Source organism: Methyloversatilis discipulorum, from assembly GCF_000527135.1.
Lineage (GTDB): Bacteria > Pseudomonadota > Gammaproteobacteria > Burkholderiales > Rhodocyclaceae > Methyloversatilis > Methyloversatilis discipulorum.
Genome location: NZ_AZUP01000001.1, coordinates 309,901 through 333,086, shown reverse-complemented (window position 1 = coordinate 333,086; position 23,186 = coordinate 309,901). Strand labels below are relative to the sequence as shown.

At 67.9% G+C, this 23,186-nt stretch carries 19 protein-coding genes; 9 read left to right on the top strand and 10 right to left on the bottom strand.

The genetic code is table 11. The annotated features are described in order from the left end of the window. Positions 1-85: 85 nt before the first annotated feature. Positions 86-835: an RNA methyltransferase gene (locus tag METFAM1_RS0101490; RefSeq protein WP_019917717.1), complete on the bottom strand. Its 750-nt coding sequence runs from the start codon at positions 833-835 to the stop codon at positions 86-88. Positions 836-896: 61 nt separating this feature from the next. On the opposite strand from METFAM1_RS0101490, the gene METFAM1_RS0101485 reads away from it, so the two are divergent. After that, the gene (locus tag METFAM1_RS0101485) at positions 897-1,697 is read left to right on the top strand and encodes an inositol monophosphatase family protein (RefSeq protein ID WP_019917716.1); all 801 of its coding nucleotides are present in this window, start codon (positions 897-899) and stop codon (positions 1,695-1,697) included. A 37-nt stretch (positions 1,698-1,734) separates the two neighbouring features. Here the strand turns inward: METFAM1_RS0101485 and METFAM1_RS0101480 are convergent, their stop codons facing one another. Then, complete coding sequence (locus tag METFAM1_RS0101480; protein WP_019917715.1) at positions 1,735-3,357, bottom strand: methyl-accepting chemotaxis protein; 1,623 nt, start codon at positions 3,355-3,357, stop codon at positions 1,735-1,737. Positions 3,358-3,534: 177 nt separating this feature from the next. On the opposite strand from METFAM1_RS0101480, the gene mutS reads away from it, so the two are divergent. Both mutS and METFAM1_RS0101470 read left to right on the top strand, forming a co-directional pair. Beyond that, positions 3,535-6,078, top strand: a complete 2,544-nt coding sequence (mutS, locus tag METFAM1_RS0101475) for a DNA mismatch repair protein MutS (protein ID WP_019917714.1) — start codon at positions 3,535-3,537, stop codon at positions 6,076-6,078. Positions 6,079-6,088: 10 nt separating this feature from the next. Continuing rightward, the gene (locus tag METFAM1_RS0101470) at positions 6,089-6,493 is read left to right on the top strand and encodes a hypothetical protein (protein ID WP_019917713.1); all 405 of its coding nucleotides are present in this window, start codon (positions 6,089-6,091) and stop codon (positions 6,491-6,493) included. Positions 6,494-6,536: 43 nt separating this feature from the next. On the opposite strand, the gene METFAM1_RS0101465 is transcribed toward METFAM1_RS0101470, so the two are convergent. Then, positions 6,537-8,216 carry an alkaline phosphatase D family protein gene (locus METFAM1_RS0101465; protein ID WP_019917712.1) on the bottom strand — a complete coding sequence of 560 codons (1,680 nt, stop codon included), beginning with the start codon at positions 8,214-8,216 and terminating at the stop codon, positions 6,537-6,539. Between the two features lie 158 nt (positions 8,217-8,374). On the opposite strand from METFAM1_RS0101465, the gene METFAM1_RS0101460 reads away from it, so the two are divergent. Then, entirely contained in the window at positions 8,375-8,947 is a 573-nt protein-coding gene (locus METFAM1_RS0101460) for a hypothetical protein (RefSeq protein WP_019917711.1), read from the top strand. A gap of 330 nt (positions 8,948-9,277) precedes the next feature. Here the strand turns inward: METFAM1_RS0101460 and METFAM1_RS0101455 are convergent, their stop codons facing one another. Further along, positions 9,278-11,053 carry a M61 family metallopeptidase gene (locus tag METFAM1_RS0101455; protein WP_024300367.1) on the bottom strand — a complete coding sequence of 592 codons (1,776 nt, stop codon included), beginning with the start codon at positions 11,051-11,053 and terminating at the stop codon, positions 9,278-9,280. Between the two features lie 182 nt (positions 11,054-11,235). On the opposite strand from METFAM1_RS0101455, the gene METFAM1_RS0101450 reads away from it, so the two are divergent. The 4 genes from METFAM1_RS0101450 to METFAM1_RS0101435 all read left to right on the top strand — a co-directional run bounded on the left by METFAM1_RS0101450 (position 11,236) and on the right by METFAM1_RS0101435 (position 15,423). Next, positions 11,236-11,730 (top strand): BON domain-containing protein, encoded by a 495-nt coding sequence (locus METFAM1_RS0101450; protein WP_019917709.1) that lies wholly within the window; start codon positions 11,236-11,238, stop codon positions 11,728-11,730. 100 nt (positions 11,731-11,830) lie between these two features. Continuing rightward, positions 11,831-12,481 (top strand): carbonate dehydratase, encoded by a 651-nt coding sequence (gene can / locus METFAM1_RS0101445; protein ID WP_019917708.1) that lies wholly within the window; start codon positions 11,831-11,833, stop codon positions 12,479-12,481. A 188-nt stretch (positions 12,482-12,669) separates the two neighbouring features. Further along, positions 12,670-14,724, top strand: a complete 2,055-nt coding sequence (locus METFAM1_RS0101440; protein ID WP_020647613.1) for a PhoX family protein — start codon at positions 12,670-12,672, stop codon at positions 14,722-14,724. Positions 14,725-14,802: 78 nt separating this feature from the next. Beyond that, entirely contained in the window at positions 14,803-15,423 is a 621-nt protein-coding gene (locus METFAM1_RS0101435; RefSeq protein ID WP_019917705.1) for a PEPxxWA-CTERM sorting domain-containing protein, read from the top strand. 82 nt (positions 15,424-15,505) lie between these two features. Here the strand turns inward: METFAM1_RS0101435 and METFAM1_RS0101430 are convergent, their stop codons facing one another. Further along, entirely contained in the window at positions 15,506-18,031 is a 2,526-nt protein-coding gene (locus tag METFAM1_RS0101430) for a cation-translocating P-type ATPase (RefSeq protein ID WP_019917704.1), read from the bottom strand. 156 nt (positions 18,032-18,187) lie between these two features. Here METFAM1_RS0101430 and METFAM1_RS0101425 point away from each other — a divergent pair, with 156 nt between their 5' ends. Further along, entirely contained in the window at positions 18,188-19,150 is a 963-nt protein-coding gene (locus tag METFAM1_RS0101425; protein ID WP_232419617.1) for a class I SAM-dependent methyltransferase, read from the top strand. On the opposite strand, the gene METFAM1_RS0101420 is transcribed toward METFAM1_RS0101425, so the two are convergent. The 5 genes from METFAM1_RS0101420 to modA form a co-directional block, all read right to left on the bottom strand. After that, positions 19,151-19,360 (bottom strand): DUF2788 domain-containing protein, encoded by a 210-nt coding sequence (locus tag METFAM1_RS0101420; protein WP_008058471.1) that lies wholly within the window; start codon positions 19,358-19,360, stop codon positions 19,151-19,153. A gap of 47 nt (positions 19,361-19,407) precedes the next feature. After that, positions 19,408-20,226, bottom strand: a complete 819-nt coding sequence (locus tag METFAM1_RS0101415; protein ID WP_019917702.1) for a DUF2189 domain-containing protein — start codon at positions 20,224-20,226, stop codon at positions 19,408-19,410. A gap of 219 nt (positions 20,227-20,445) precedes the next feature. Next, positions 20,446-21,597, bottom strand: coding sequence for an ABC transporter ATP-binding protein (locus METFAM1_RS0101410; protein WP_019917701.1), 1,152 nt, complete (start codon positions 21,595-21,597; stop codon positions 20,446-20,448). Continuing rightward, positions 21,594-22,259, bottom strand: coding sequence for a molybdate ABC transporter permease subunit (modB, locus tag METFAM1_RS0101405; protein ID WP_019917700.1), 666 nt, complete (start codon positions 22,257-22,259; stop codon positions 21,594-21,596). Before modB ends, METFAM1_RS0101410 begins: the two co-directional genes overlap by 4 nt. A 31-nt stretch (positions 22,260-22,290) precedes the next feature. Then, the gene (modA, locus tag METFAM1_RS0101400) at positions 22,291-23,082 is read right to left on the bottom strand and encodes a molybdate ABC transporter substrate-binding protein (protein ID WP_019917699.1); all 792 of its coding nucleotides are present in this window, start codon (positions 23,080-23,082) and stop codon (positions 22,291-22,293) included. Between the last annotated feature and the right edge of the window lie 104 nt (positions 23,083-23,186).

Genomic DNA, 23,186 nt, shown 5'->3' with positions numbered 1-23,186 from the left:
CTTTCCTTGTGGGAAGCGCCGGCAGCGCTGCCGGACAGTTGAAACCCGAGAATTTTAGTCGGTTTTTGTGCACCTGCGAAGTTCGCTACCGCTCGGGCGCACGCGGTTTCTTGCCGCCGATGGCCTTGAGGGCGCCCATCAGCAGATGCAGTTCCTCCGCCTCGACCTGAGCCCGGCCAAACAGGCGACGCAGGCGTGGCAGGGCACGGCCCGGGTTCACCCGGTCGAGGAAACCGGATTCCAGCATCAGCTGCTCGAACAGCGCGAACAGGCTTTCCAGCCCCTCATGTGGCGCAAGCTCCGGCGGCACTTCGGCCGGCAGCACGGCGCCACCGACCGCCATGCGCAGTTCGTGGCACATGATCTGGGCGGCGGCCGCGACATTCAGCGAACGGTAGGTTTCGCTGGTCGAAATGGTGACCGGCAGCGAACACATCGCGACTTCCTCGTTGGTGAGGCCCGAACTTTCGGTGCCGAACACCAGCGCCACCTCGGCATCACTGCCGGCCAGCAGCGTGGCCAGTTCGGTGGCAGCCGAACGCACGTCGCGCACCGGAAGTGCCATTTCGCGCCGGCGCGCGGTCAGCGCCGCCTGCGCGACGGTGCCAGCCAGCGCCGCCTCGATGCTGTCGACGACCACGGCGTTATCGAGCACGTCGGTCGCGCCCGAACTCATCGCCACCGCGTCCTCGTGCGGGAAGTGTTTCGGATTGACCAGATAGAGGCGAGACAGCCCCATCACCTTCATCGCCCGCGCACAGGCGCCGATATTGCCCGGATGGGTGGTGTGCGACATGACCACGCGCACGCGGTCGAGAGAAGCGAACGGGTTCATATTAGAATGCAGGGTTTTCCTGCCGAGATGCGGGCCACAAGGTCCGCGTACAGAGACATTCATGCATCCGACGCTCACCACCGCCGTCAAGGCCGCCCGCCGCGCGGGTCAGATCATCACCCGGGCCAGCCAGGATGTGGACCTGCTGAAGGTCAGCAGCAAACGCCAGAACGATTTCGTGACCGAGGTCGACCGTGCCGCTGAAGACGCCATCGTCGGCATCCTGCGCGAAGCCTATCCGGACCACGCCATTCTAGCCGAGGAGAGCGGCGAGTCCGGCCCCGAGTCGGAATACCGCTGGATCATCGATCCGCTGGACGGCACCACCAACTTCATCCACGGCATGCCGCAGTACGCGGTGTCGATCGCGCTCGAACACCGCGGCCAGATGCAGTCGGCGGTCGTATTCGATCCGGTGCGCAACGAAATGTTCACCGCCAGCCGCGGCCGTGGCGCCTTCCTGAACGACCGCCGCATCCGCGTGTCGCGCCGCGCCAAGCTGGGCGAGGCGCTGCTCGGCACCGGTTTCCCCTATCGCGTGTGGGACCACGTCGATGCCTATCTGGGCATGTTCAAGTCACTGATGGAAAAGACCGCCGGCCTGCGCCGCCCGGGCGCTGCAGCGCTCGATCTGGCCTATGTCGCCTGCGGCCGCTTCGACGGCTTCTTCGAAATCGGCCTGTCGCCGTGGGACATCGCCGGCGGCAGCCTGCTGGTGAGCGAAGCTGGCGGCCTGGTCGGCAATCTGCAGGGCGAAACCGGCTATATGGAAAGCGGCAATCTGGTCGCCGCGACGCCGCGCATCTACCCGGCCATCCTGCAGGCCATCGAGCCGCACCTGACCGAAGCCCTGCGCGGCTGAAAGACGGCCGGCCCGTCGGGCCGGCCGCTGAACTCCGTCAGCAGCGGAAGCGGGACACGACGCTGTTGAGATCACCCGCCACCCGGGTCAGTTCTTCGGTCGCCGTGGCGGTGGCGTGCATGCCCTGGCTGGTCGCCTCGACCATCTGCGCCACCTGCTCGATCTGGCCCGCCAGGCTGTTGCTGGCGATGCCCTGTTCGCGCGTCGAGTTGGCGACCTCGGCCACCAGCTCGCGGGCGCGGGTCGCGCCCTCGGCGATCCGGCGCAGCATGTCGGCCGACTGTTCGGCCGAGCTCACGCTGTTGCGCGCCCGCTCGGACGCGGCGTCCATCGCGCTGACCGCCGCCTCACTTTCCCCACGGATCGCACTGACCGTCTGACCGATCTGCAGCGTCGCCTGCGTCGTGCGTTCGGCCAGCTTGCGCACTTCGTCGGCCACCACCGCGAAGCCCCTGCCCTGTTCGCCGGCACGCGCCGCCTCGATGGCAGCGTTCAGCGCCAGCAGATTGGTCTGCGCGGCGATGTCGTTGATCGCGGTAGCGATGCCGCCTACCTCGTTGGCGCGGGCACTCAGCGACGCGATACGCTCGCTCGCCTGCACCACCGCGTCGGCCAGCGAGCGCATTTCCTCGGCCGCTTCGTGTACTTGCCGTTCGCCGGCCACCGCCATTTCCGACGACTCGACCGACTGCTTTTCGGTTTCACCTGCATTCTCGGAAATGTGCGTGATGCTCACCGTCAGCTCTTCCATCGCGGCCGCCATGGTCTGGGTGGAGTCGGTCTGCTGCTGCGCCGATCCGGCGACCTGGCGCGAGGTGGCGCTGATGTCGGCGGTGGCAGCGCCCACCTTCTGCGCGCCAGCGCTGATTTCGGACACCGTGTTGCGCAGCCGGGAGATCAGCGTGTCCAGCTCGGCCAGCATGCTGCCGGCCGGCGCATTGCCAATCCCCGCGCGCAGATCGCCCTCGGCCACCTTCTTCATCGCCTGGACGGCCACCGTCGGCTCGCCGCCGACCTGCCGCATGACCGAACGGCCGATCGCGATCACCAGTGTCAGCACGACGCCCGCGAGCGCGACGACGATGCCCAGATTGATCGCCAGATCCTCGCGGAAAGCGGCTTCCACGTCATCGACGTACAGCCCGGTGCCGACCACCCACTGCCAGTCCGGCACCGGCGCCACGTAGGCGACCTTGCGCACGGCCTCGGTCTCGTTCGGACGCGGGAAGTGGTAATCGACGAAGCCGCCACCAGCCTGGCCGGCCTTCACGATTTCGGCGACGAAAGGCTTGCCGAGCTTGTCCTGCTCGGCGATGAAGGGCTTGCCCTCGCGCTGCGGCTGCGTCGGATGCAGCACGTTCACGCCGTCCGTGCTGTAGATGTAGAAGTACTCGCGTTGCTGGAAGCGCACGTTGCGCAGCGCCTCGCGCGCCTGCGCCTGTGCCTGCTCGCGCGTCAGCGTGCCGTCCTTGGCCAGCTGCTCGTAATAGCCGATCTGTGTGCGCGTCGATTCGACCAGGGCGCGCAGCAGCTGCATGCGCTGCTCGTGCGCGGCGCTGCGCATCTCGAATGCGCCGATGATGCCTATCAGCAGCATGCCCACCAGCGCCGCCACGGCCACCGCCAGCATCTTGCTTCGCAAAGTCCAGTTGCCGAACATGACGACTCCGTAAGTAATTGAAATCAGTCATCTATATCGGCGGGAAACTTTCCCAACTTTAATTCCGCGCCGCAACATTCCTGTCGTCATCGCGCCGGATCGCAGCGAGCCGATACAATCACCGGTCCGTTCCGCAGCCCCCTCCCCTCTCCGGACCCGCCCGCAACCTCGTTCTACATGGATAACAAAGACCTGTCGGGCCACACGCCGATGATGCAGCAGTACCTGGGGTTCAAAAGACAGCACCCCGACCTGCTGGTGTTCTATCGCATGGGCGATTTCTACGAGCTGTTCTTCGAGGACGCGATCCGCGTCGCGCGGCTGCTCGACATCACGCAGACCCACCGCGGCCAGTCCGCCGGCCAGCCGATTCCGATGGCCGGCGTGCCCTTCCACGCGGTCGAGCAATACCTCGCGCGACTGGTGAAGATGGGCGAGTCGGTGGTCATCGTCGAACAGATCGGTGACCCCGCTACTTCCAAGGGCCCGGTAGAGCGCGCCATTTCGCGCATCGTCACGCCGGGTACGCTGACCGACGCCAGCCTGCTCGACGAACGTTCCGATTCGCTGCTGATGGCGCTGCACCTTGAACGCGCGCGGGCTGGCGTCGCCTGGCTCAACCTCGCCAGCGGCGAACTGAAGTTGACCGAAGTGGCGGCCAACGTGCTGCCGTCGCTGCTCGACCGCCTGCGGCCGGCAGAGCTGCTGGTCGCCGATGCCGCCACTGCGCCCGAAGGCCCGTGGGCGGTCACGCCGCGCAGTGCCTGGCAGTTCGACGTGACCGAAGCGACCCGGCTGCTGTGCGAGCACTTCGGCAGCCGCGACCTCGCCGCCTTCGATGTCGCCGAGGTGCCGATCGCACTGGCCGCCTGTGGCGCGCTGTTCAGCTACGCGCAGGCCACGCAGCAGCGGGCGCTGGCGCATGTCACGACGCTGGCGGTCGAGCACGATTCGAACTGGCTGCGCATGGACGCCGCCACCCGGCGCAATCTCGAACTGACCGAAACCCTGCGCGGCGAGGCGTCACCGACTCTGCTGTCGCTGCTCGACACCTGCGCCACCTCGATGGGTTCGCGCTGGCTGCGCCGCGCGCTGCACCACCCGCTGCGCGAACGCGCGCGAGCCGACGCGCGTCAGGAAGCGGTGGCGGCACTGCGCGACACCGACCGCGCCGACCGCGTGCACGACGCGCTGCGCGGCATCGCCGACATCGAGCGCATCGCGGCGCGGGTCGCGCTGCGCACCGCACGGCCGCGCGACCTGTCCAGCCTGCGCGACTCGCTGGCGAAGCTGCCGGCCATCGCAGAGGCGATCCCGCTCGATCGCGGTCTGCTCGATCAGGCGCGCGCCACGCTGGCGCAGCCGCTGGCGGCCAGCGACCTGCTCGCCCGCGCCATCATGGACGAGCCGGCCGCGCAGCTGCGTGACGGTCGCGTCATGCGCGCCGGGTTCGACGCCGAGCTGGACGAACTGCGCGGCCTGCAGGACAACTGCGGCGAGTTCCTGCTGGCGCTCGAAGCGCGCGAGCGTGAGCGCACCGGCATCGCCAACCTGAAGGTCGAGTACAACCGCGTGCACGGCTTCTACATCGAAGTCACCCACGCCAATGTCGAGCGCATTCCGGACGACTACCGCCGCCGGCAAACGCTGAAGAACGCCGAGCGCTACATCACGCCCGAACTGAAAGCCTTCGAGGACCGCGCGCTGTCGGCTGCCGACCGCGCCACCTCGCGCGAGAAGTTCCTTTACGAGCAGCTGCTCGACGCGCTGGCGCCGGAACTGCCGCTGCTCGGCGACATCGCCCGTGCGCTGTCCGAACTGGACGGCCTGATCGCCTTCGCCCGCGCCGCCCAGCGCCACGACTACTGCCGGCCGCAGTTCGTCGATGAACCGGAAATCACGATAGAGCGCGGGCGTCATCCGGTGGTCGAGCGGCAGGTCGAAAACTTCATCGCCAACGACACCGCGATGCATGACGCGCGTCGCATGCTGCTGATCACCGGCCCCAACATGGGCGGCAAGTCGACCTATATGCGGCAGGTGGCGCTGATCGCGCTGCTGGCGCACTGCGGCTGCCCGGTGCCGGCGCGCGCGGTGCGGCTCGGGCCGCTCGACGCCATCCACACCCGCATCGGCGCCTCAGACGACCTCGCCTCCGGCCGCTCGACCTTCATGGTCGAAATGACCGAAGCAGCCGGCATCCTGCACGGCGCGACCGAGCGCAGCCTGGTGCTGATGGACGAGATCGGCCGCGGCACCTCGACCTTCGACGGTGTGGCCCTGGCGCAGTCGATCGCCCGCCACCTGCTGACGCGCAACCGCAGCTGGACGCTGTTCGCCACCCACTACTTCGAACTGACCCAGCTCGCGCAGACGCACCCGAGTTGCGCCAACATGCACCTGGACGCGGTCGAGCACGGCAGCCGCATCGTGTTCCTGCACGCGATAGAAGAAGGCCCGGCCTCGCAGTCCTACGGTATCGAGGTCGCCGCGCTGGCTGGCGTGCCGGGCACGGTGATCCGCGACGCACGACGCGCGCTGCAGCAGCTCGAAGCAAGCCGCATCAACGCCGGTCCGCAGGCCGATCTGTTCGCGCCTGCGCCACCGCCGCCCGAACCGCCGTCGCACGCCGCGGTCGATGCACTGACCGCGCTCGACCCGGACAGCCTCAGCCCGCGCGAGGCGCTGGACGCGCTGTACGCACTGAAAAAACTGCTCTAAGGAAAACGCTATGGCTCACGCCGTGATCTGGATCTTCGTCGCACTGGTCGTCGGCATCTGGACGCTGATGGCCTGGACCGCCGACTCGGTACTGAACTGGCCCGGCTGGAGCGCCAACGCGCTGGCCGAATGGCCGTTGTGGCTGGACGGCCTGCGGCCGCCGGTCTGGTTGGCCCCCTGGCTGCCGCAGGAATGGCTGGATCAGAGTCGCGCCTGGCTGCTCGACGCCGGCCCGGAAATCCAGGCCTGGCTGCAGCAGACACCCGACCTGCGCGGTCTGCTCGGCTTCATCGTATGGACGGTGTGGCTGATCGGCGCCGGCATGATGCTGCTGATGGGCATCGCCGGCAGCGCGCTGGTAAAGCTGTTTCAGCCGAAGAAGGCGGCCGCGGCGCCGGCGCATCCACAGCCCTGACCGCGCCCGCAACGCCGGAGCGCAAGCCGGCCCGTGCTACGCGTCAGGCCGGCATCAGCTTCCGGTTGCCCGCGCCCGGCAGCACCTTCAGCGCCGGCCCCTGCTGCAGCACATAGCTGCGGCTCTTCACCGTGCTGACGTAGCGCCATTCGCAGCGGCAAGCATCCTGCGTCGCGGTGACGATCATGAAGCCGCGGCGCGCGGTGTCGGCGTACTGCAGCGGACCGATGATCTGCGTCAGCCCGGCGGCGACGGCCAGCGGATTCTCGCTCGGGAAGTACTCCTCGAAACCGGGTGAGGTCACGCCGGGTGTGGCGAACTCGACGCCCACGGCGCGGCCGGCGAAATCCGCCAGGTCGCTGGCCCAGGCGTTGTGCGTGTCGCCCGACAGCACGACCAGATTCCTGTCGAGCGCACGCGCGGTGCCGAGCACCGTTTCGCGCGCGACCGCGTAGCCGTCCCAGGCGTCGAGGTTGTACGGAATCGCCGGCTGCGCGAGCACGGCCTGCTCCTGCGGCGTCAGCGTGGCCGGTGCGGTCTGCGCCTTCACGACCAGCGCGCTGTAGGCGGAGAAGCTGATCTGGCCGAGCACCAGCGGCGCCGGAATGTTCATGCGGCCCATCAGCACCTGCTGACCGAGCACGTCCCAGGTGGTGTCGGACTTCGCCAGTTGCAGGCCCAGCCAGTCGTTCTGCTCGGCGCCCAACAGCGTGCGGTTCGGGTCGGCCAGATCGGCGGCGAAGCGCGCGCCGTCGAAACCGGTAGCACCGAAGTAGTCAGCGTAATCCATCTGCCGGTCGCGGCCGATGACGCGCGTGTCCAGCATGTGCAGTGACAGCAGATTGCCGAAGCGGAAGCTGCGGTAGATGCGCTCCGGTTGCGCCGGATCGGCAACGCGGGTCGGCATCCACTCGTGATAGGCCTTGATCGCGGCCGCACGCCGCTCGGCGAACACGCCTTCCAGCCCTTCGCTGTGGTTCTCGGCGCCGTCTCGCCAGGTGTCGTTGGCGATTTCGTGGTCGTCCCACACGGCGATCACCGGCAGCGCCGCGTGCAGCGCCTGCAGGTCCGGATCGGTGCGGTACTGCGCGTGACGGATGCGGTAGTCGTCCAGCGTCAGTATTTCGCCGGCCGGCTCGGACACGCGACCCAGCGCCGCTGCGTCGCCCGAGGCGTAGCCGCCGCGCGGGTATTCGTAAATGTAGTCGCCCAGATGGATTGCCGCGTGCAGGTCGTCCAGCCTCGCCGCCTCGGCATAGACGTGGAAGTAGCCGGCCGGGTAGTTGGAACAGGAAAACACCGCCAGCTTCACCTGCTCGACCGCACCGGCCGGCAGCGTGCGCGTGCGGCCAACCGGCGACAGCTGGCCGTCGGCACGGAAGCGGTAGTAAAGCCGCGCAGCCGCCGGCAGGCCGAGCACGTCGGCCTTCACCGTGTAGTCGATGTCCTCGCCGGTGAGCACGCGACCGCGCCGGATGATGCGGCTGAAGCGCGCGTCCAGCGCCACTTCCCACAGCACGGCCACGGTGCCCGGCCGGGTCGGCGACACGCGGGTCCAGATGATGACGCGGTCGGACAGCGGGTCGCCGCTGGCCACGCCGTGCTGGAACAGGCTGTCGGTCGCGGCCAGCGCCGTGGCCGAGCGGACGACGGCGGAACCGGCCAGCGCGCCGGCGCCGATGCCGCGCATGAAGTCGCGGCGGGAAAAGACATTGCGTGACATCGGGAAAGCTCCGGGCGGAAGAAGTTGCCGCGGAGTGTGGTGAGCGCCGGTGACAGGTCGATGACGGATTGTTGAACGCGTGATCAAGGCGGCGACATGCGCCTGTCACATGCACTGCCTATCGTGCGTCGCAACAACCGCATTCCAGGAGTCGCCCGATGAAGAACACCCTGCTCGCGCTGGCCGTCGCCGCCGGTCTGTCGCTACCCGCTCACGCCGTCATGCTCGAGAGCGCCACGCTGAACGGCAACCTGCTCGACACCAGCTTCAGCACGCCGTCGCTGATCGCGCTCGACGTATCGCTGCTGAACAACGCTGCGCTGAGCTTCAGCTTCGTGCTTGATGCTGCGGATGTCGCCGCTGGCGGTGCCGACTTCAACGCCATCCTGCGCGATGTCAGCGGCTTCGGCATCGGTTCGCTGAACGTGACGACGGGCGGTGCGCCCGTGTCATGGACGGCCGGTTCGGTGCGCGCGGCAACGGTGAATGGCGATCTGCTCGACACCGACTTCTTCGCTGGCGCTACCGTTACCGAGTTCTACTTCGGCAACCCCTTCTACGAAGAAGGCCTCAGCGACTGGCGCATCGGCTTCGCCGGCCTGAGTGCGGGCGATCGCTTCACGCTGGACATCGCGACCACGCCGGCCGTGCCCGAACCGCGCGAGTGGATGATGATGCTGGGCGGTCTGGGCATGATCGTGCTGAGCGCGGCGCGCAAGCTCGGGCGCTGACGACTCACCGCAGTCGACCGAGGGATCTGCCGCCGATCACCGGCGGCATCGCGAACAAGCTATCCCCACAGCAATCTTGGCCGCGCAGACCCCGGCCCAAGCACCGGCGGCGGACCGAGCGCGATCCCCGCGGGAGCGGCCTTGGCCGCGACAGGGCCGTTGCAGTCCTCAGGCTTCGATGCAGGCTGCTGTCGGGGTCAAGACCCCTCCCACAGAATCCCGGCTCAGGCCACACGTCGGGCGCGATCCCCGTGGGAGCGGCCTTGGCCGCGATACGGCGGTCGAGCACCGATGACCCAGGCAGAGCGCACGCGCGTGCACGGCCAGACCTCAGCCTCGACCCAGCCACTGTTTGAGCAACTCCTTCGCCGCCGCACTGGCGCGCGCGGCGGGGCCGATCTTCGCCTGATCGGCGGGCGGCGCGTCGAGTCGGACGCGGAACTTCATCAGTTCGTCGCGGCGGAAGGCGTGGATCTTCACCTCGTCGCCGGCGTTGCGGCGCTTGAGCAGCGTATCGAGCGAACTGGCGGTGATGCGCAGATTGTCCAGCGCGACCAGCACGTCGCCGGCCGACAGCCCGGCGCGCTGGGCGGCGCCGTGGTCCAGCACCTGGGTGAGCTTCACGTTGTCGCCGTCGTTAGCGGTTTTGACGCCGAGCACCGGTGTGCTGCCGGCCGCTTCGAACGAGAGGTCGAGACCGACCGCGTGCAGCAGCCTGTCCAGCGGCAGATCATCCGTGCCTTCGGTCGCCTCGTCGAAGAAACGCTTGAGCTTCATGCCGCTGACCGCTTCGGCAGCGCGACGGATGCCGTCCTCCGGCACGCCCTGCCCGCTCTGTCCGTGGTCGGCCCACAGCTTGCGCATCACGTCGTCCAGCGACACCGCGCCGCGGCTCTTGCTGCGCAGTGTGAGGTCGAGCGCCAGCGCCACCAGCGCGCCCTTGGCGTAGTAACTGACGATGGCGTTCGGCGCATTCTCGTCCTGGCGGTAATACTTGATCCAGGCATCGAAGGATGAATCGGCCACGCTCTGCTTGAGCCGGCCGCTGCCGCGCATCACCTGGGTCACGGTCTTGCCGAGCAGCTTCAGGTAGTCGTCCTGCGTGATGACGCCGGAGCGCACCAGCGCGAGATCGTCGTAATAGGAAGTGAAACCTTCGAAGGCCCACAGCAGCCGCGTGTAGTTCTCGACCCTGAGGTCGTAGGGCACGAAGGCCGCCGGCTTGATGCGCTTCACGTTCCAGGAGTGGAAATACTCGTGGCTGCACAGTCCGAGGAAGCCGCGGTAGGCATCGCTCATCGCGCTGGCGCCGGGCGCTGGCAGGTCGTTGCGCGAGCACAGCAGCGCGGTGCTGGAGCGGTGTTCGAGCCCGCCATAGCCGTCGCCGACCGCCATCACCAGGAAGAGATAGCGCTCGAACGGCGCCGGCTCGCCGAACAGCCGGATCTGCCATTCGCAGACACGCTTCAGGTCGGCGCACAACCGGGCGGCGTCGATGTCGTGCCGACCCGTCACCACCACCTCGTGCGGCACGCCGCATGCCTTGAATTCGTACAGCGCGAACTCACCCATCTCGACCGGGTGGTCGATCAGTTCGTCGTAGCTGGTCGCCCGGTACGCACCGAAGCCGTGACGCTTGGCGCCGCTGCGGCCGCCTGCCTCGGGCAGCGTCGTCGCGACGCGCCATTCCTTGTAGGCGCGACCGGCCGGCGGACGGATGTCGATTTCGCAGGGCTGCTGTTCGCAGCCATGCACCATCAGGAACACGCTGCTGCCGTTGAAGAAGCCGTGCGTGGTGTCGAGGTGAGCGGCGCGCACCGACAGGTCCCACGCATACACCTCGTAGCGCACGCGCAGCGCGCCGTCGCACGGTGCGGCGCGCCAGGTGTGCTTGTCCAGCTTGGTCAGCGGCACCGCGCGCACGCCGTCGCGCGCGTCGATGCGCACGATGTGGCGGGCGAACTCGCGGATCATGTAGCTGCCGGGTATCCAGGCAGGCAGGGACAGCAGCTGGCCGTCGGCCGCCGGCTTGTCGATGTCGAGTTCGACCTCGAACAGGTGGGCTTCGGGATGGATGGGCGTGATGCGGTAGCGGACGGCGCTCATGTCGGCGTTCTGGCGTGGAGACAGCCGCGATTTGACCACAGCACCGGCTGCCTGCGTCATCGCAGGCGGTCCGCATCGTCCTACAACACCCGACCACGTCGCCGACAGGCCGGCGTGCCGCGAGCAACTAGAGTTTCGTCATGGCTGAACGCCATCCTCTTCATCGCAACAGGAGAACTGCCATGCAGATTACCGCCACCCGTTCCACGCTGCTGAAGCCTGCCGTCCGCCTGGCCACCGCCACCGCGCTGGCGCTCACACTGGCCGCCTGCGGCGAATCCACCGACAACGCAACCGTCGGCCAGAAACTCGATTCCGCCATTTCGCAGACCGAGAAGAAGGCGGACGAACTGGGCGCCAAGGCCGAAAGTTCGCTCGACAGCGCGCAGGCGAAGGCTGAGGTCGCCGCGGCCGACGCCAAGGCCTCAGTCGAATCCGCCGCCGAACGCATGGGTGAGAAGATCGACGACGCCACCATCACCGCCAACGTCGCCGCGCGTCTTGCCGGTGACCCCGATCTGAGCGCGCTGAAGATCGACGTCGATACCGCCGACGGCAAGGTCACGCTGAGTGGCCCGGCACCGACCGAAGCAGCGCGCGCCCGCGCCGCCGAGCTGGCGGCTTCGGTCAAGGGCGTGACCGGCATCGACAACCGGCTCGTTGTTACCGCCGGCTGATCCCGCCGCGCAGCACAGTGATCCGCCGTGATCCGTCGCGGCGGCCGGTGGCGCCTCGCAAGGGCGGGAAAGATATAATCCCGCCTGATGCGAGGACACCATGACACTGAAAAAAACTGATCAACTATTCGAAGCAAACCGCCGCTGGGCCGAACGCATGCGTGCCGACGACCCGCAGTTCTTCGAGCGGCTGGCCACGCTGCAGGCGCCTGAATATCTGTGGATAGGCTGTTCCGACAGCCGGGTGCCGGCCAACCAGATCGTCGGTCTGATTCCGGGCGAGGTGTTCGTGCACCGCAACGTCGCCAACGTCGTCGTGCAGACCGACCTGAACTGCCTGTCGGTCATGCAGTACGCGGTCGATGTGCTCAAGGTGAAGCACATCCTGGTGGTCGGTCATTACGGCTGCGGCGGCGTGCGCGCCGCGCTGCACGACATGCGTTTCGGTCTGATCGACAACTGGCTGCGCAACGTGCAGGACGTGCGCAACAAGCACCGTGGTCTGCTCGAAGCGGTTGGCGCCGGCGAACTCCAGGAAGACCGGCTGTGCGAACTGAACGTGATCGAGCAGGCAATGAACGTCTGCGAAACCACGGTCGTCCGTGAAGCCTGGGCGCGCGGCCAGGACGTGCGCGTGCACGGCTGGATCTACGGCCTGAAGGACGGCCTGGTGCGCAATCTGCGCATGGAAGCCGGCAGCGAAGCAGAGTTGCAGGGCGCCTACGACAGCGCCCTCTCGTCGCTGACCTGAACCAACGGGCGCTTCCGCCGCCCTGCAGACCATGACACCCCGACAGTAGCGGATAGTCCAAACGGACTATCCGCTACTGTCGCCGCTTCTTATCCCTGTCAGAAACGCATCGCAGACTCCGCGCGTCAGATCGGCGCGCAGCCCCTTTGCCGCCGACGTCCCGACAACGTCCCTCGCAAGGAGCTTCCATGTCTTCGATGCAACATCCCGACAACGACCTGACCATCAATCCGTCGGGCAACGAATCCATCCGCGACGTGATGGACCGCTTCACCGGCCGTCGCAACTTCATCAAGGGTTCGCTGGCCACCGCGACCTTTGCCTCGCTCGGCGGCTTCAGCCTCGAATCGCTGGCCAACGGCGCCTACACCGGCAGCCCGTCGCCGGCCGGCGGCATCGGCTTCACCGGCGTGCCGGCCAACATTGCGCCGATGACCGACGGCATCACGGTGCCGTCCGGCTACACCGCGCGCGTGCTGATCGCCTGGGGCGACGCCATCGGCAAGACCGGTCCGGATGCGAACACGCACTGGAACCCGGCCACCGCGATGACGACCGCTCGCCAGCTCACGACCTGGGGCGCGCACAACGACGGCATGCACCTGTTCCCCTTCCCGGGCACCGGCGCGGCCGGCATCGCCAATGACCGCGGCCTGCTCGTGTCCAACCACGAGTACGTCGATCCGGGTCTGGTCGCCCACACCACCACCTACGGGACCGACGTCATCACCAAGGCCATGGTCGACGCGCAGATCGCCGGCCACGGCGTCAGCGTGATCGAGGTGCGCAAGGTCGGTGGCGAAATGAAGGTGCAGCGTCCGTCCGCCTTCGCCCGTCGCATCACTGGCGCCACCCCGTGCAAGGTGTCCGGCCCGGCCGCCGGTCACGCCCTGCTGAAGACCGCCGCCGACCCGTCGGGCACCACCGTGCTCGGCACGCTGAACAACTGCGCCAACGGCTACACGCCCTGGGGCACCTACCTTACCTGTGAGGAGAACTTCAACGGCTACTTCGGTACTACTGCCGCCAAGCTGGCCGCCCAGCCGCTGACGGCGCTTGAGAACCGCTACGGCATGGCCGCCGCCGGCTTCGGCTACCGCTGGCATGAAGCCGATCCGCGTTTCGACTTCCGCGACACGCCGAACGAGCCGAACCGCTTCGGCTGGGTGGTCGAGATCGACCCGTGGAACCCGACCGCGGTGCCGGTCAAGCGCACGGCGCTGGGCCGCTTCAAGCACGAAGGCGCATGGACCTCGGTCGGCGCCGACAACAAGGTCGCCGTCTACATGGGCGACGACGAGCGCAACGACTACATGTACAAGTTTGTCTGCGCGAAGAAGATGGACACGAAGAACCGCGCCGCCAACCGCGACCTGCTCGACAGCGGCACGCTGTACGTCGCCCGCTTCAATGCAGACGGCAGCGGCCAGTGGCTGCCGCTGGTGTGGGGCCAGAACGGCCTGACCGCCGAGAACGGCTTCGCCGACCAGGGCGAGGTGGTGATCAAGGCCCGCCAGGCCGCCGACCGCCTTGGCGCCACCATGATGGACCGCCCCGAATGGGTTGCAGTGCATCCGGTGACGCGCGAGGTCTATCTGACGCTGACCAACAACAACCGCCGCGGCACGACGCCGGCCTCGTCGAACAAGATCGACGGCACCACGGTCGCCGCTTCGGCCCGCCCGCCGGTCGATGCGACCAACCCGCGCCGCGACAACCGCTACGGCCACATCCTGCGCTGGACGGAAACCGGCGGCGATGTCGCCGCCACCACCTTCCAGTGGGACATCTTCGTCGAGTGCGGTGACAAGCTGAACGCCAACGCCCACCTGCAAGGCAACATTATCGGTGACGACCTCGGTGCGCCGGACGGCCTGTGGTTCGACAAGGACGGCCGCCTGTGGATCCAGACCGACCAGGTCGGCAACGCCACCGGCGACTTCGTGAACATCGGCGGCAACGCGATGTTCTGCGCCGACCCGGCCACCCGCCAGATCACCCGCTTCCTGACCAGCCCGCGCAACTGCGAAGTGACCGGCGTGACCTCGACGCCGGACGGCAAGGTCATGTTCGTGAACATCCAGCATCCGGGCGAAGACTGGAGCGGCAGCTTCACCTCGAACAGCACCTGGCCGGACAGCGGCTTCAACGGCCCGACCACGCAGAGCGGCAATGCGGTCGCCAAGCCGCGCTCGGCCACGGTTGTCATCACCAAGGACGACGGCGGCGTGATCGGCACCTGATCCGTCGATCTTCACATCGACGTCATGGAGGCGGCGTAGCGTCGCCTCCATCAACGAAACCTCCGTAAAGGATTCATCATGAAACTGAAACTCGCCGCCCTCGCGCTGGCCTTCGCCGCCGCACTGCCGGCCCACGCCGCGCTGACCAATAACGCTGCCGACATCGGCAACCCGCTGCTGGTGGACTTCGAAGCCTACGAAGGCTTCTTCACGACCGGCCCGGAAGAGGTCGCCCCCGGCGTCATCTTCACCGGCGACGCCGATTCGCAGCTCGGTGGCTTCATTGCCAATCTGGGCAACAATGGCACTTGGGGTCTCGGAAACCACTTCGCTGCCACCGGTAACATCGGCGAACTGCGCTTCACTTTCGCCGAGCTGACCACCGGTGCCGGCGCGCTGGTGAACCATTTCGCCATGAACGACTTCCCGTTCTCGGTCGTGGTGTCCGCCTACGGCGACAACAACCAGATCATCGAAACCTACACGCTGGCGATCGACACCGCCGAAGACGACTACAACGAGGGCCTGTTCCTCGGCATCACGCGCGACGTGGCCGACATCCGCTCCATCTCCTTCAAGGGCAATGGCGTGGTGCTGGACAACCTGGCGGTCGCCGCCCCGGTGCCGGAACCCGAAACCTACGCGATGCTGCTGGCCGGTCTCGGTCTGATCGGCATGGCCGCACGCCGCCGTACCTGATTACTGCACGACCCTGTCACACGCATGTCCTTGATGCCCGACCGCTGGTCGGGCATTTTTTTCGTCCGGCGAATGCCCGTCATCACACCGCCTTGCGCGCGTACGCCAGCCAGCGGGCGGCGAGCAGCGGCAGCAGCGTTGCCAGTCCGAGCGCGCAGGCCGCGAGCCACTGAGCCGGGGCGACCGCGGCAAACGAGAACTGTGCCGCCAGCCAGGGCACCGTGGTGACCAGCAGCAGCGCGAACAGCGTGCCGCCGATCACCCAGCGCGCGACCGCGGTGCCGTGCCCGAGCCCGCTCGGGTCCGCAGCCGACGCGCGTGCGGTAAAGATGAGCGCGATGCCGCTCGCCACCAGCGCGACGAACACCAGTGTGCGGACCTCGTCGGCGGCGAAGCCGGCATCGAGCGCCCATACATCGAATGCCACCAGCGCGGCCGACACGATGGCGCCGTAGAGCAGGCTCGTCGCGATGCGCAAGGGCGGCAGCAACACGGCGCCGCGCGGCCGCGGCGGCTCGCGCATCAGTTCGTCGCCCGCCTCGTCCGCTTCGAACACGATGGAACAGGTCGGGTCGATCACCAGTTCGAGGAAGGCGATGTGCACCGGCGCCAGCAGCACCGGCCAGCCGAACAGCACCGGCGCGGCCACCAGCGCGATGATGGGCACGTGCACCGCCAGCGTGTAGGTCATCGCGTGGCGCAGGTTGCGGAAGATGCGGCGGCCCAGCCGTATCGCGTCGACGATGGCGGCGAAGTCGTCCTCGACCAGCACCAGGTCCGCCGCCTCGCGCGCGACATCGGTGCCGCGCTTGCCCATGGCGATGCCGATATGTGCGGACTTCAACGCCGGTGCGTCATTCACGCCGTCACCGGTCATCGCGACGATGTCGCCGCGTGCCTTCAGCGCATCGACGATGGCCAGCTTCTGCTGCGGACTGACGCGGGCGAACACGCAGCAGCCGGCAACCGCGTCGGCGAAGGTCGCGGCGTCCATCGCAGCCAGATCCGGGCCGGTCAGCACGCGGGTGCCGTCGATGCCGGCCTGCGCCGCGATCGCACGCGCGGTGCGCGGGTGGTCGCCGGTGATCATGAGCACACGCACACCGGCCGCGCGACATTCCGCCACCGCCGCCGGCACCTCGGCGCGCAGCGGGTCGGCCAGCCCGATCAGGCCGATGAAGCGGAACTCGAAATCGTGCTGGATGGCCGGCATGCCAGCACCCTGCGGGTGTGCCGCATGCGCCACCGCCAGCACGCGCAGGCCGCGGTCGGCAAGTTCGCCAGCGCGCGCCATCACGTGCGTGGCCGCGTCCGGCGCCAGATGGCAGAGGTCGATGATGGCCTCGGGCGCGCCCTTGGCCGCCACCTCGCTGTCGCGCCGGTCCGGTGCCTGCCACAGGTGCGACATCGCCAGCAGGTCGGGCGACAGTTCGTACTCGCGCGCCAGCTGCCAGTCCGGATGCATGTGTTCGGTATTGGCCAGATAGTCGCCAGCCAGCCGCAGGAAGGCCTGTTCCATCGGGTCGTGCGGATCGGTTTCGCTCGCCAGCACCGCATATTCGAGCAGGCGGTGATAGGTTTCCGGCAGTTCCTCCAGCCGCACGCCGCCGTCGAGCGCCAGCAGCTCGCCATCGACCGCGAGCGCGGCGACTTCCATCCGGTTGCGGGTGAGCGTGCCGGTCTTGTCGGTGCACAGCACGGTGGTCTGGCCCAGCGTTTCGATCGCCGACAGCCGGCGCGTCAGCACGCGGCGGGCGGCGATGCGGCGCGCTCCGAAGGCGAGGAACACGATCAGGATGACCGGAAATTCCTGCGGCAGGATGCTCATCGCCAGCGTGATGCCGTACAGCACGCCGTCGAGCCAGCCGCCGCGCAGCGTCGCGTACGACACGGCGAGCAGCACGCACAGCGCGATGCCGATCACCGCCAGCCGACGTGCCAGCAGCCCCAGTTCGCGCTGCAGTGGCGAGGCACCGCTGGCGGTCTCGGCCAGCGACTTGCCGATGCGCCCCAGCTCGGTAGCCTCGCCGATTGCCGTCACCTCGACCGTGCCGCGACCGCGCACGACCAGCGTGCCGGAGAACACGCGCAGCGTCTCGCCACCGTCGACCGGCAGCTTGCCGACCGGCACCGACTCGCCGGTCAGCATCGATTCATCCACCGCCAGGTCGTTGGCGCTCAGCAGCATGCCGTCGGCCGGCACGCGGTCGCCCTCGGTCAGCAGCAGCAGGTCGCCGCGCACCACTTCGCGACCGGCAATGCGCTTGACCGCACCATCGCGCATCACCAGCGCACGCGGGCTGGACAGATCGCGCAGCGCGGCCAGCGCGTGTTCGGTGCGCCGCTCCTGGAAGACCGTGACGGCGATGATGAGCACGACGAAGCCGAGCAGCACCAGCGCTTCGTGCGCGTCGCCCATCAGCAGATAGATGGCGCCGGCGCCCAGCAGCAGCAGGAACATCGGCTCCCGCACCACCTCGAAGACCGTGGCAAGCAGCGTGTGCGGCTTCTCGGCGGCGATCTCGTTCCAGCCGTCCTGCGCGCGACGCGCAGCCACCTCCGCCGCGTTCAGCCCGGCCTGCTCCTGCGACCCGTTCATCCGCTGCATCCGTCGTTCAGTTCTCGCCGAAGTCTGGCACGAAAGCTGCGATGAGCCTTGCCGTGACTGCCGCAAGGCGGTCCGGACGGCAACAAAGGATTGTTCAAGGCAGAAGTTGCCGGCAGCGCGCGGCAAACATTAACCGACCACACGAGAGGAAGAACCATGTCACGGATGGAACCCGAAGCCCACCTCGGCACCCCGGCCGCGCCCGGCGCCAGCCTGCCGATGAGCGATGCCGACGACGAGCCCAGCCATCTCGGACAGTTCATTCCCCTGCACTACCACCACAACATGCTGCTCGACACCAACCGCATGAGCAATTTCAAGGCGGCCATCGATGCAGTCGTGTTCAAGGGCGCGCGCGTGCTCGAACTGGGTGGCGGCACCGGCGTGCTGTCCTGCTTCGCCGCGGCACACGCGAGCAAGGTGTACTGCGTCGAATTCAACCCGGACATGGTGGCCGAATCGCGCCGCCTGCTGGCGATGAACGCGCACGGACACAAGGTCGAAGTGGTGCACGCCGACGCTTTCGAATACCTGCCGCCGGAACCGGTGGACGTGGTCATCTGCGAAATGATCCACGTCGGCATGCTGCGCGAAAAACAGGTCGACGTGATCGAAGCCTTCAAGGCGCGCTACCGCGCCCGCTTCGGCGACCGCCTGCCGATCTTCCTGCCAACCGCTGCGCTGATGGCGGTGCAGCCGCTGCACCAGGTGTTCGATTTCTACGGCTTCAACGCTCCCATCATCCAGTTCCAGCGCGTCGGCGCCGAACACCCGGGCGCGACCGAACTGGGCGCACCGGTGGTCTATGGCGTGATGGATTTCGATCAGACCTGCAGCCGCGACATCGCCTGGAAGGGCGACATCGCCATCACTGCCGACGGCACGGTCAATGCGCTGCGCTTCATCACCAAGAACATCCTGGCGCTGCTCGGCACGCAGGGGCGGACGCAGGACTGGCTGAACGATTACATGGTGCTGCCGCTGACGACGCCGGTCGAGGCGCGGGCCGGCGATACGCTGCACGTGAGCTTCAACTACCGCGCCGGCGGATCGCTGCAGTCGCTGGCGCGCACGATGCGCGCCACGGTACGGGAGAGAGTCTGCGCGACGGGCGCCTGATCAGCCGCCGAGCATCCACTTGATCACACCCTTGGCGACGAAACCCATCATGCCGAGGCCGAGGCCGATCAGGATGACGAAGGTGCCGAAGCGACCGGCCTTGGACTCGCGCGCGAGCTGCAGCAGGATGAACAGCATGTAGAGCATGAAGGCGGCGACGCCGAAGGTGAGCCCGAATTCGGCGAATTGCTCTTCAGTGATGCCGCCCATGTGTGAAACCTGCTCCAGCGATATTCAATAGGTTGATCGGTGCGCGCTCAGGCGGCGCGCACCAGATCGCGATAGGCGTGCCAGCTGGCGTGACCCAGCAGCGGCACCACCACCAGCATGCCGACCAGCCCGGTCGCCATGCCGAACAGCGTGAATCCGGCAATCGCCACACCCCATAGCGCCAGCGGCGCCGGGTTCTCCATCACCACGCGCCAGCTGGTGAGCACCGCGCCAAGCACGCCGATGTCGCGGTCGAGCAGCAGCGGAATCGCCACCACGCTGGACGCGAACACCGGTGCGGCAAGCAGGCCGCCCAGCGCCAGCCAGGCCTCGAACAGCCAGCCCTGTTCCGCCAGCACGACCAGGCGCAGGAAATCTTCCGGCGTCGCCACCGGCGCCGGCGCACAGGCCCAGATCAGCGCGGCCGAGGTCATCACCCAGCCGGTGCCGGCCAGCGCCAGCAGTAATCCGAACACCACCATGCGGCTGTCGCGCGGCTTCCACGCATGCACCGCGGTCATCAGCCCGGCCGGCTGACCACGCTCCAGCGCGCGGCTGATCGCGTACAGGCCGGTCGCCACCACCGGTGCGACCAGCATGAACCCGGTGAAGGCGCCGTTGAGCAGCCAGAACTGGTCCGGTATCTGCCAGCACAGCAGCGCACCGAACACCGCGACGGCGGCGCCATGCAGCAATCCGGGCCCCGGGCAGCGCAGGAAATCGCGACAGCCGGCGACCAGCCAGTCCAGCGGTCGGCTCAGCGGTACGGCACGGGTCGTGTAGCGGCGGGATTCGATGATGGCGTGGCTGTCGTTCATGTCGGTCGGTCTGTCCGGATCGATCACCGACGCGCGCGGCAAGGCCACTGCAGCCCTGCCCGATGCGTCACGGAGTATGCCGGCCGCCGCACTCCTGCAACTTGACGCAGCTCATGCGCGCCCGGCCGACGCACAAGTATCGGGCAAAGCGTGTCGCAACGGCAGCAAAGCGTCGCATCCGCACCGTCGCGGGGCGTATTCCGCCCTCGGTTTGTGCGGCGCAAAAAGGTTCTGGCGCCGATGGGCAACCCGGCAGGACCGCGCCGGCTAATCCGGGCTCAAGCCCGGTGGCCGCTGGTGCAGCGGCATCACGTGGACCAGCGCGGGGTCGAGCCGCAAGGCCAGCCGGTCACCGTTGCCGATGCGCCGGCGCTGCGGTCCGGCCAGCGTGATGCGCAGGCTGATCTGCGGATTGCGCTCCAGCGTCAGCGACGCCAGCGTGATCTCACCGAGGTGGCGGGCCTCGCTCACCGTCGCTTCCAGTTCCTGCCCGCTGCCGTCCGCGCCGAGCAGGATGCCGTCGCCCGGCACCACCCAGTTCACCGGTTGGCCTGGCTTGATCTTTCCCTTGTCGCGCACTTCGAGCAGCATGTCCGCGCTGTCGCCGCCGGTCGCCGACACCCATTTCAGAAGACCCCAGCCCGCCCTGCCCGACGGCCCCACCCAGACACCCTGGAAACGGTTGTGCATGCCCACCAGATCGGCCACGCGCGCATTACGCGGTGCGCGATGGATGTGCTCGGGCGGCCCCTCCTGCAGCACCGCACCGGCGTCCATCACCACCAGCCGGTCAGCCAGCAGACGCGCTTCATTGAGGTCGTGCGTCACCAGCAGGATGGGAATATCGAGGTCGCTGCGCAGATCGGCCAGCAAGCGGTAGAGCCCCTGCCGGCTCATCTGGTCGACTGCGGAGAACGGCTCGTCGAGCAGCAGCAGCTTCGGTTCGCGAGCGAGCGCACGCGCCACCGCCACGCGCTGCTGCTGGCCGCCGGACAGGGCGGCGGGTCGCCGCTGCTGCTGTTCGTGCGACAGATGGACGTGATCGAGCCAGCGCCGGGCTTGGGCTGCGCGATCGCCGGCCGGCAGATGCAGCAAGGCCAGTGCGACGTTATCGACCGCACTGAGGTGCGGCATCAGCGCGTAGTTCTGGAACACCAGCCCGACGTGGCGACGCTGTGGCGGCAGGAATACGCCCTGTTCGCTGTCGCACCACAGCTGCGTGCCGACCTCGATACGGCCACGCTGCGGCCGCATCAGCCCGGCCAGCACGCGCAGCATCGAGGTCTTGCCGGCACCCGACGGGCCGACCAGCGCGAGCAGTTCGCCGGCGGCGCAGTCGAAACGACCGTGCAACGGCATCGGCTCGGTCTGGGCGATATCGACCCGCAGTGCGCGGGCAGCGCGGTGATCGCCGTTCATCGGCGGGCCGCCAGTCTGGCCGAGGCGAAGAAGGACGCCGCCACGGCACCGAGCGACAGCGCCAGCAACAGCAGCGCCATGCGGTCGGCGCCGGCGAGGTCGAAGGACTGTACGCGGTCATAGATCGCGATCGCCACCGTCTTGGTCTCGCCGGGAATACTGCCGCCCATCATCAGCACGACGCCGAATTCGCCCAGCGTGTGCACGAAGGTGAGCACCATGGCGGACAGGATGCCCGGCCAGGCCAGCGGCAGCTCGACCCGCCAGAAGGTCTGCCAGCCGCTCAGCCCGCAGACCGCGGCGGCCTCGGCGAGGTTGTCGGGTATCGCTTCGAAGGCGCGCTGCACCGGCTGCACGATGAAGGGGATGTTGAACACCAGCGAGGCGATCAGCAGACCGGCGAAATTGAAGGTCATCCGGATGTCGAAGCTGTCGAGCATCCAGGCGCCGAACGGCGAGCCGGCACCGAGCGACACCAGCAGGTAGTAGCCCAGCACCGTGGGCGGCAGCACCAGCGGCAGCACGACGAAAGCTTCGATCCAGGCCTTGCCGGAAAAGCGCGTGCGCGCCAGCCAGCGCGCGGCAAGCACGCCGGGCGGCAACAGCACCAGCAGCGTCACCGCCGCCAGTTCGATCGACAGCGAGAAAGCCTGCCAGTCCATGGATATCCCTCGTTCGGTGCGTCGGCGCCGATCACGCGCCGGGCATCGCGAAGCCGTGACGGCGCATGATGTCCTGCGCCGCCGGCGTGGCGAGATAGTCGTAGAAGGCGCGCGCTGCGGGCGGCGCGCCACGCAGCAGCACCATGCGTTGCGCCAGCTTGCGATGCCAGCTTTCCGGGATCAGCGCGAATTCACCGAGTGCACTCACCTGCGGCACCTTCGCCAGCGACAGCGCGATGATGCCGCCCTGAGTCGCGCCCGAAGTCGCGAACTGCGCCGCCTGCGAAATGTTCTCGCCGAGCACCAGCCGCGGTTCGATGTCGGCCCACACGCCGGCGTGCTGCAACGCCTCCTTTGCCCGGGCGCCGTAGGGCGCGTGTTCCGGGTTGGCGATGGCGAACTTCTTCAGGCGCCCGTCGCGCAGCGCCTGCGCGAGATCCCGCAGTTCGCCGTCCGCCTTCAGCAACGACCCGCGCGGCACCATCAGACCGATGCGGCCGTAGGCATAGAGCCGGCCGCGGTCCTGAGTCAGCCCCTGATCGGCCAGCCGGAACACGAAATCCTCGTCGGCCGACATGAACAGATGGAAGGGCGCACCCTGCCGGATCTGCGAGAAGAAATTGCCGGACGAACCGAAAACCAGACGCATCCGCTGGCCGGTTTCGCGTTCGAAGCGGGCCGCCACCTCCTCGATCGCGAACTTCAGGTCGGACGCCGCGGCGACGGTCGGCGGCTCGGCGCCGCGCGCCGGCGCCGGCGCCGTCAGCGAAAACGCGAGCACACACAGCAGCACGATGCGTTGGATCAGGCAGACAGCTCTCATGAACGGCGCGCCTCCGGGCGACTCGATATGTATCCGTATGGATATCGCCAGATGAGTATAACGAGTATCGTGCTCGATGCATTTCCCTTCGTCCTCGATCCGCG

Bases quoted from the DNA above. Each gene is read 5' to 3' on its own strand.
- modA (WP_019917699.1), bottom strand. From the start codon at position 23,082: ATGAGAGCTGTCTGCCTGATCCAACGCATCGTGCTGCTGTGTGTGCTC.
- METFAM1_RS0101450 (WP_019917709.1), top strand. From the start codon at position 11,236: ATGCAGATTACCGCCACCCGTTCCACGCTGCTGAAGCCTGCCGTCCGC.
- modB (WP_019917700.1), bottom strand. From the start codon at position 22,259: ATGGACTGGCAGGCTTTCTCGCTGTCGATCGAACTGGCGGCGGTGACG.
- mutS (WP_019917714.1), top strand. From the start codon at position 3,535: ATGGATAACAAAGACCTGTCGGGCCACACGCCGATGATGCAGCAGTAC.
- METFAM1_RS0101410 (WP_019917701.1), bottom strand. From the start codon at position 21,597: ATGAACGGCGATCACCGCGCTGCCCGCGCACTGCGGGTCGATATCGCC.
- METFAM1_RS0101440 (WP_020647613.1), top strand. From the start codon at position 12,670: ATGTCTTCGATGCAACATCCCGACAACGACCTGACCATCAATCCGTCG.
- METFAM1_RS0101435 (WP_019917705.1), top strand. From the start codon at position 14,803: ATGAAACTGAAACTCGCCGCCCTCGCGCTGGCCTTCGCCGCCGCACTG.
- METFAM1_RS0101455 (WP_024300367.1), bottom strand. From the start codon at position 11,053: ATGAGCGCCGTCCGCTACCGCATCACGCCCATCCATCCCGAAGCCCAC.
- METFAM1_RS0101420 (WP_008058471.1), bottom strand. From the start codon at position 19,360: ATGGGCGGCATCACTGAAGAGCAATTCGCCGAATTCGGGCTCACCTTC.
- METFAM1_RS0101430 (WP_019917704.1), bottom strand. From the start codon at position 18,031: ATGCAGCGGATGAACGGGTCGCAGGAGCAGGCCGGGCTGAACGCGGCG.
- can (WP_019917708.1), top strand. From the start codon at position 11,831: ATGACACTGAAAAAAACTGATCAACTATTCGAAGCAAACCGCCGCTGG.
- METFAM1_RS0101460 (WP_019917711.1), top strand. From the start codon at position 8,375: ATGAAGAACACCCTGCTCGCGCTGGCCGTCGCCGCCGGTCTGTCGCTA.
- METFAM1_RS0101470 (WP_019917713.1), top strand. From the start codon at position 6,089: ATGGCTCACGCCGTGATCTGGATCTTCGTCGCACTGGTCGTCGGCATC.
- METFAM1_RS0101480 (WP_019917715.1), bottom strand. From the start codon at position 3,357: ATGTTCGGCAACTGGACTTTGCGAAGCAAGATGCTGGCGGTGGCCGTG.
- METFAM1_RS0101490 (WP_019917717.1), bottom strand. From the start codon at position 835: ATGAACCCGTTCGCTTCTCTCGACCGCGTGCGCGTGGTCATGTCGCAC.
- METFAM1_RS0101485 (WP_019917716.1), top strand. From the start codon at position 897: ATGCATCCGACGCTCACCACCGCCGTCAAGGCCGCCCGCCGCGCGGGT.
- METFAM1_RS0101465 (WP_019917712.1), bottom strand. From the start codon at position 8,216: ATGTCACGCAATGTCTTTTCCCGCCGCGACTTCATGCGCGGCATCGGC.
- METFAM1_RS0101425 (WP_232419617.1), top strand. From the start codon at position 18,188: ATGTCACGGATGGAACCCGAAGCCCACCTCGGCACCCCGGCCGCGCCC.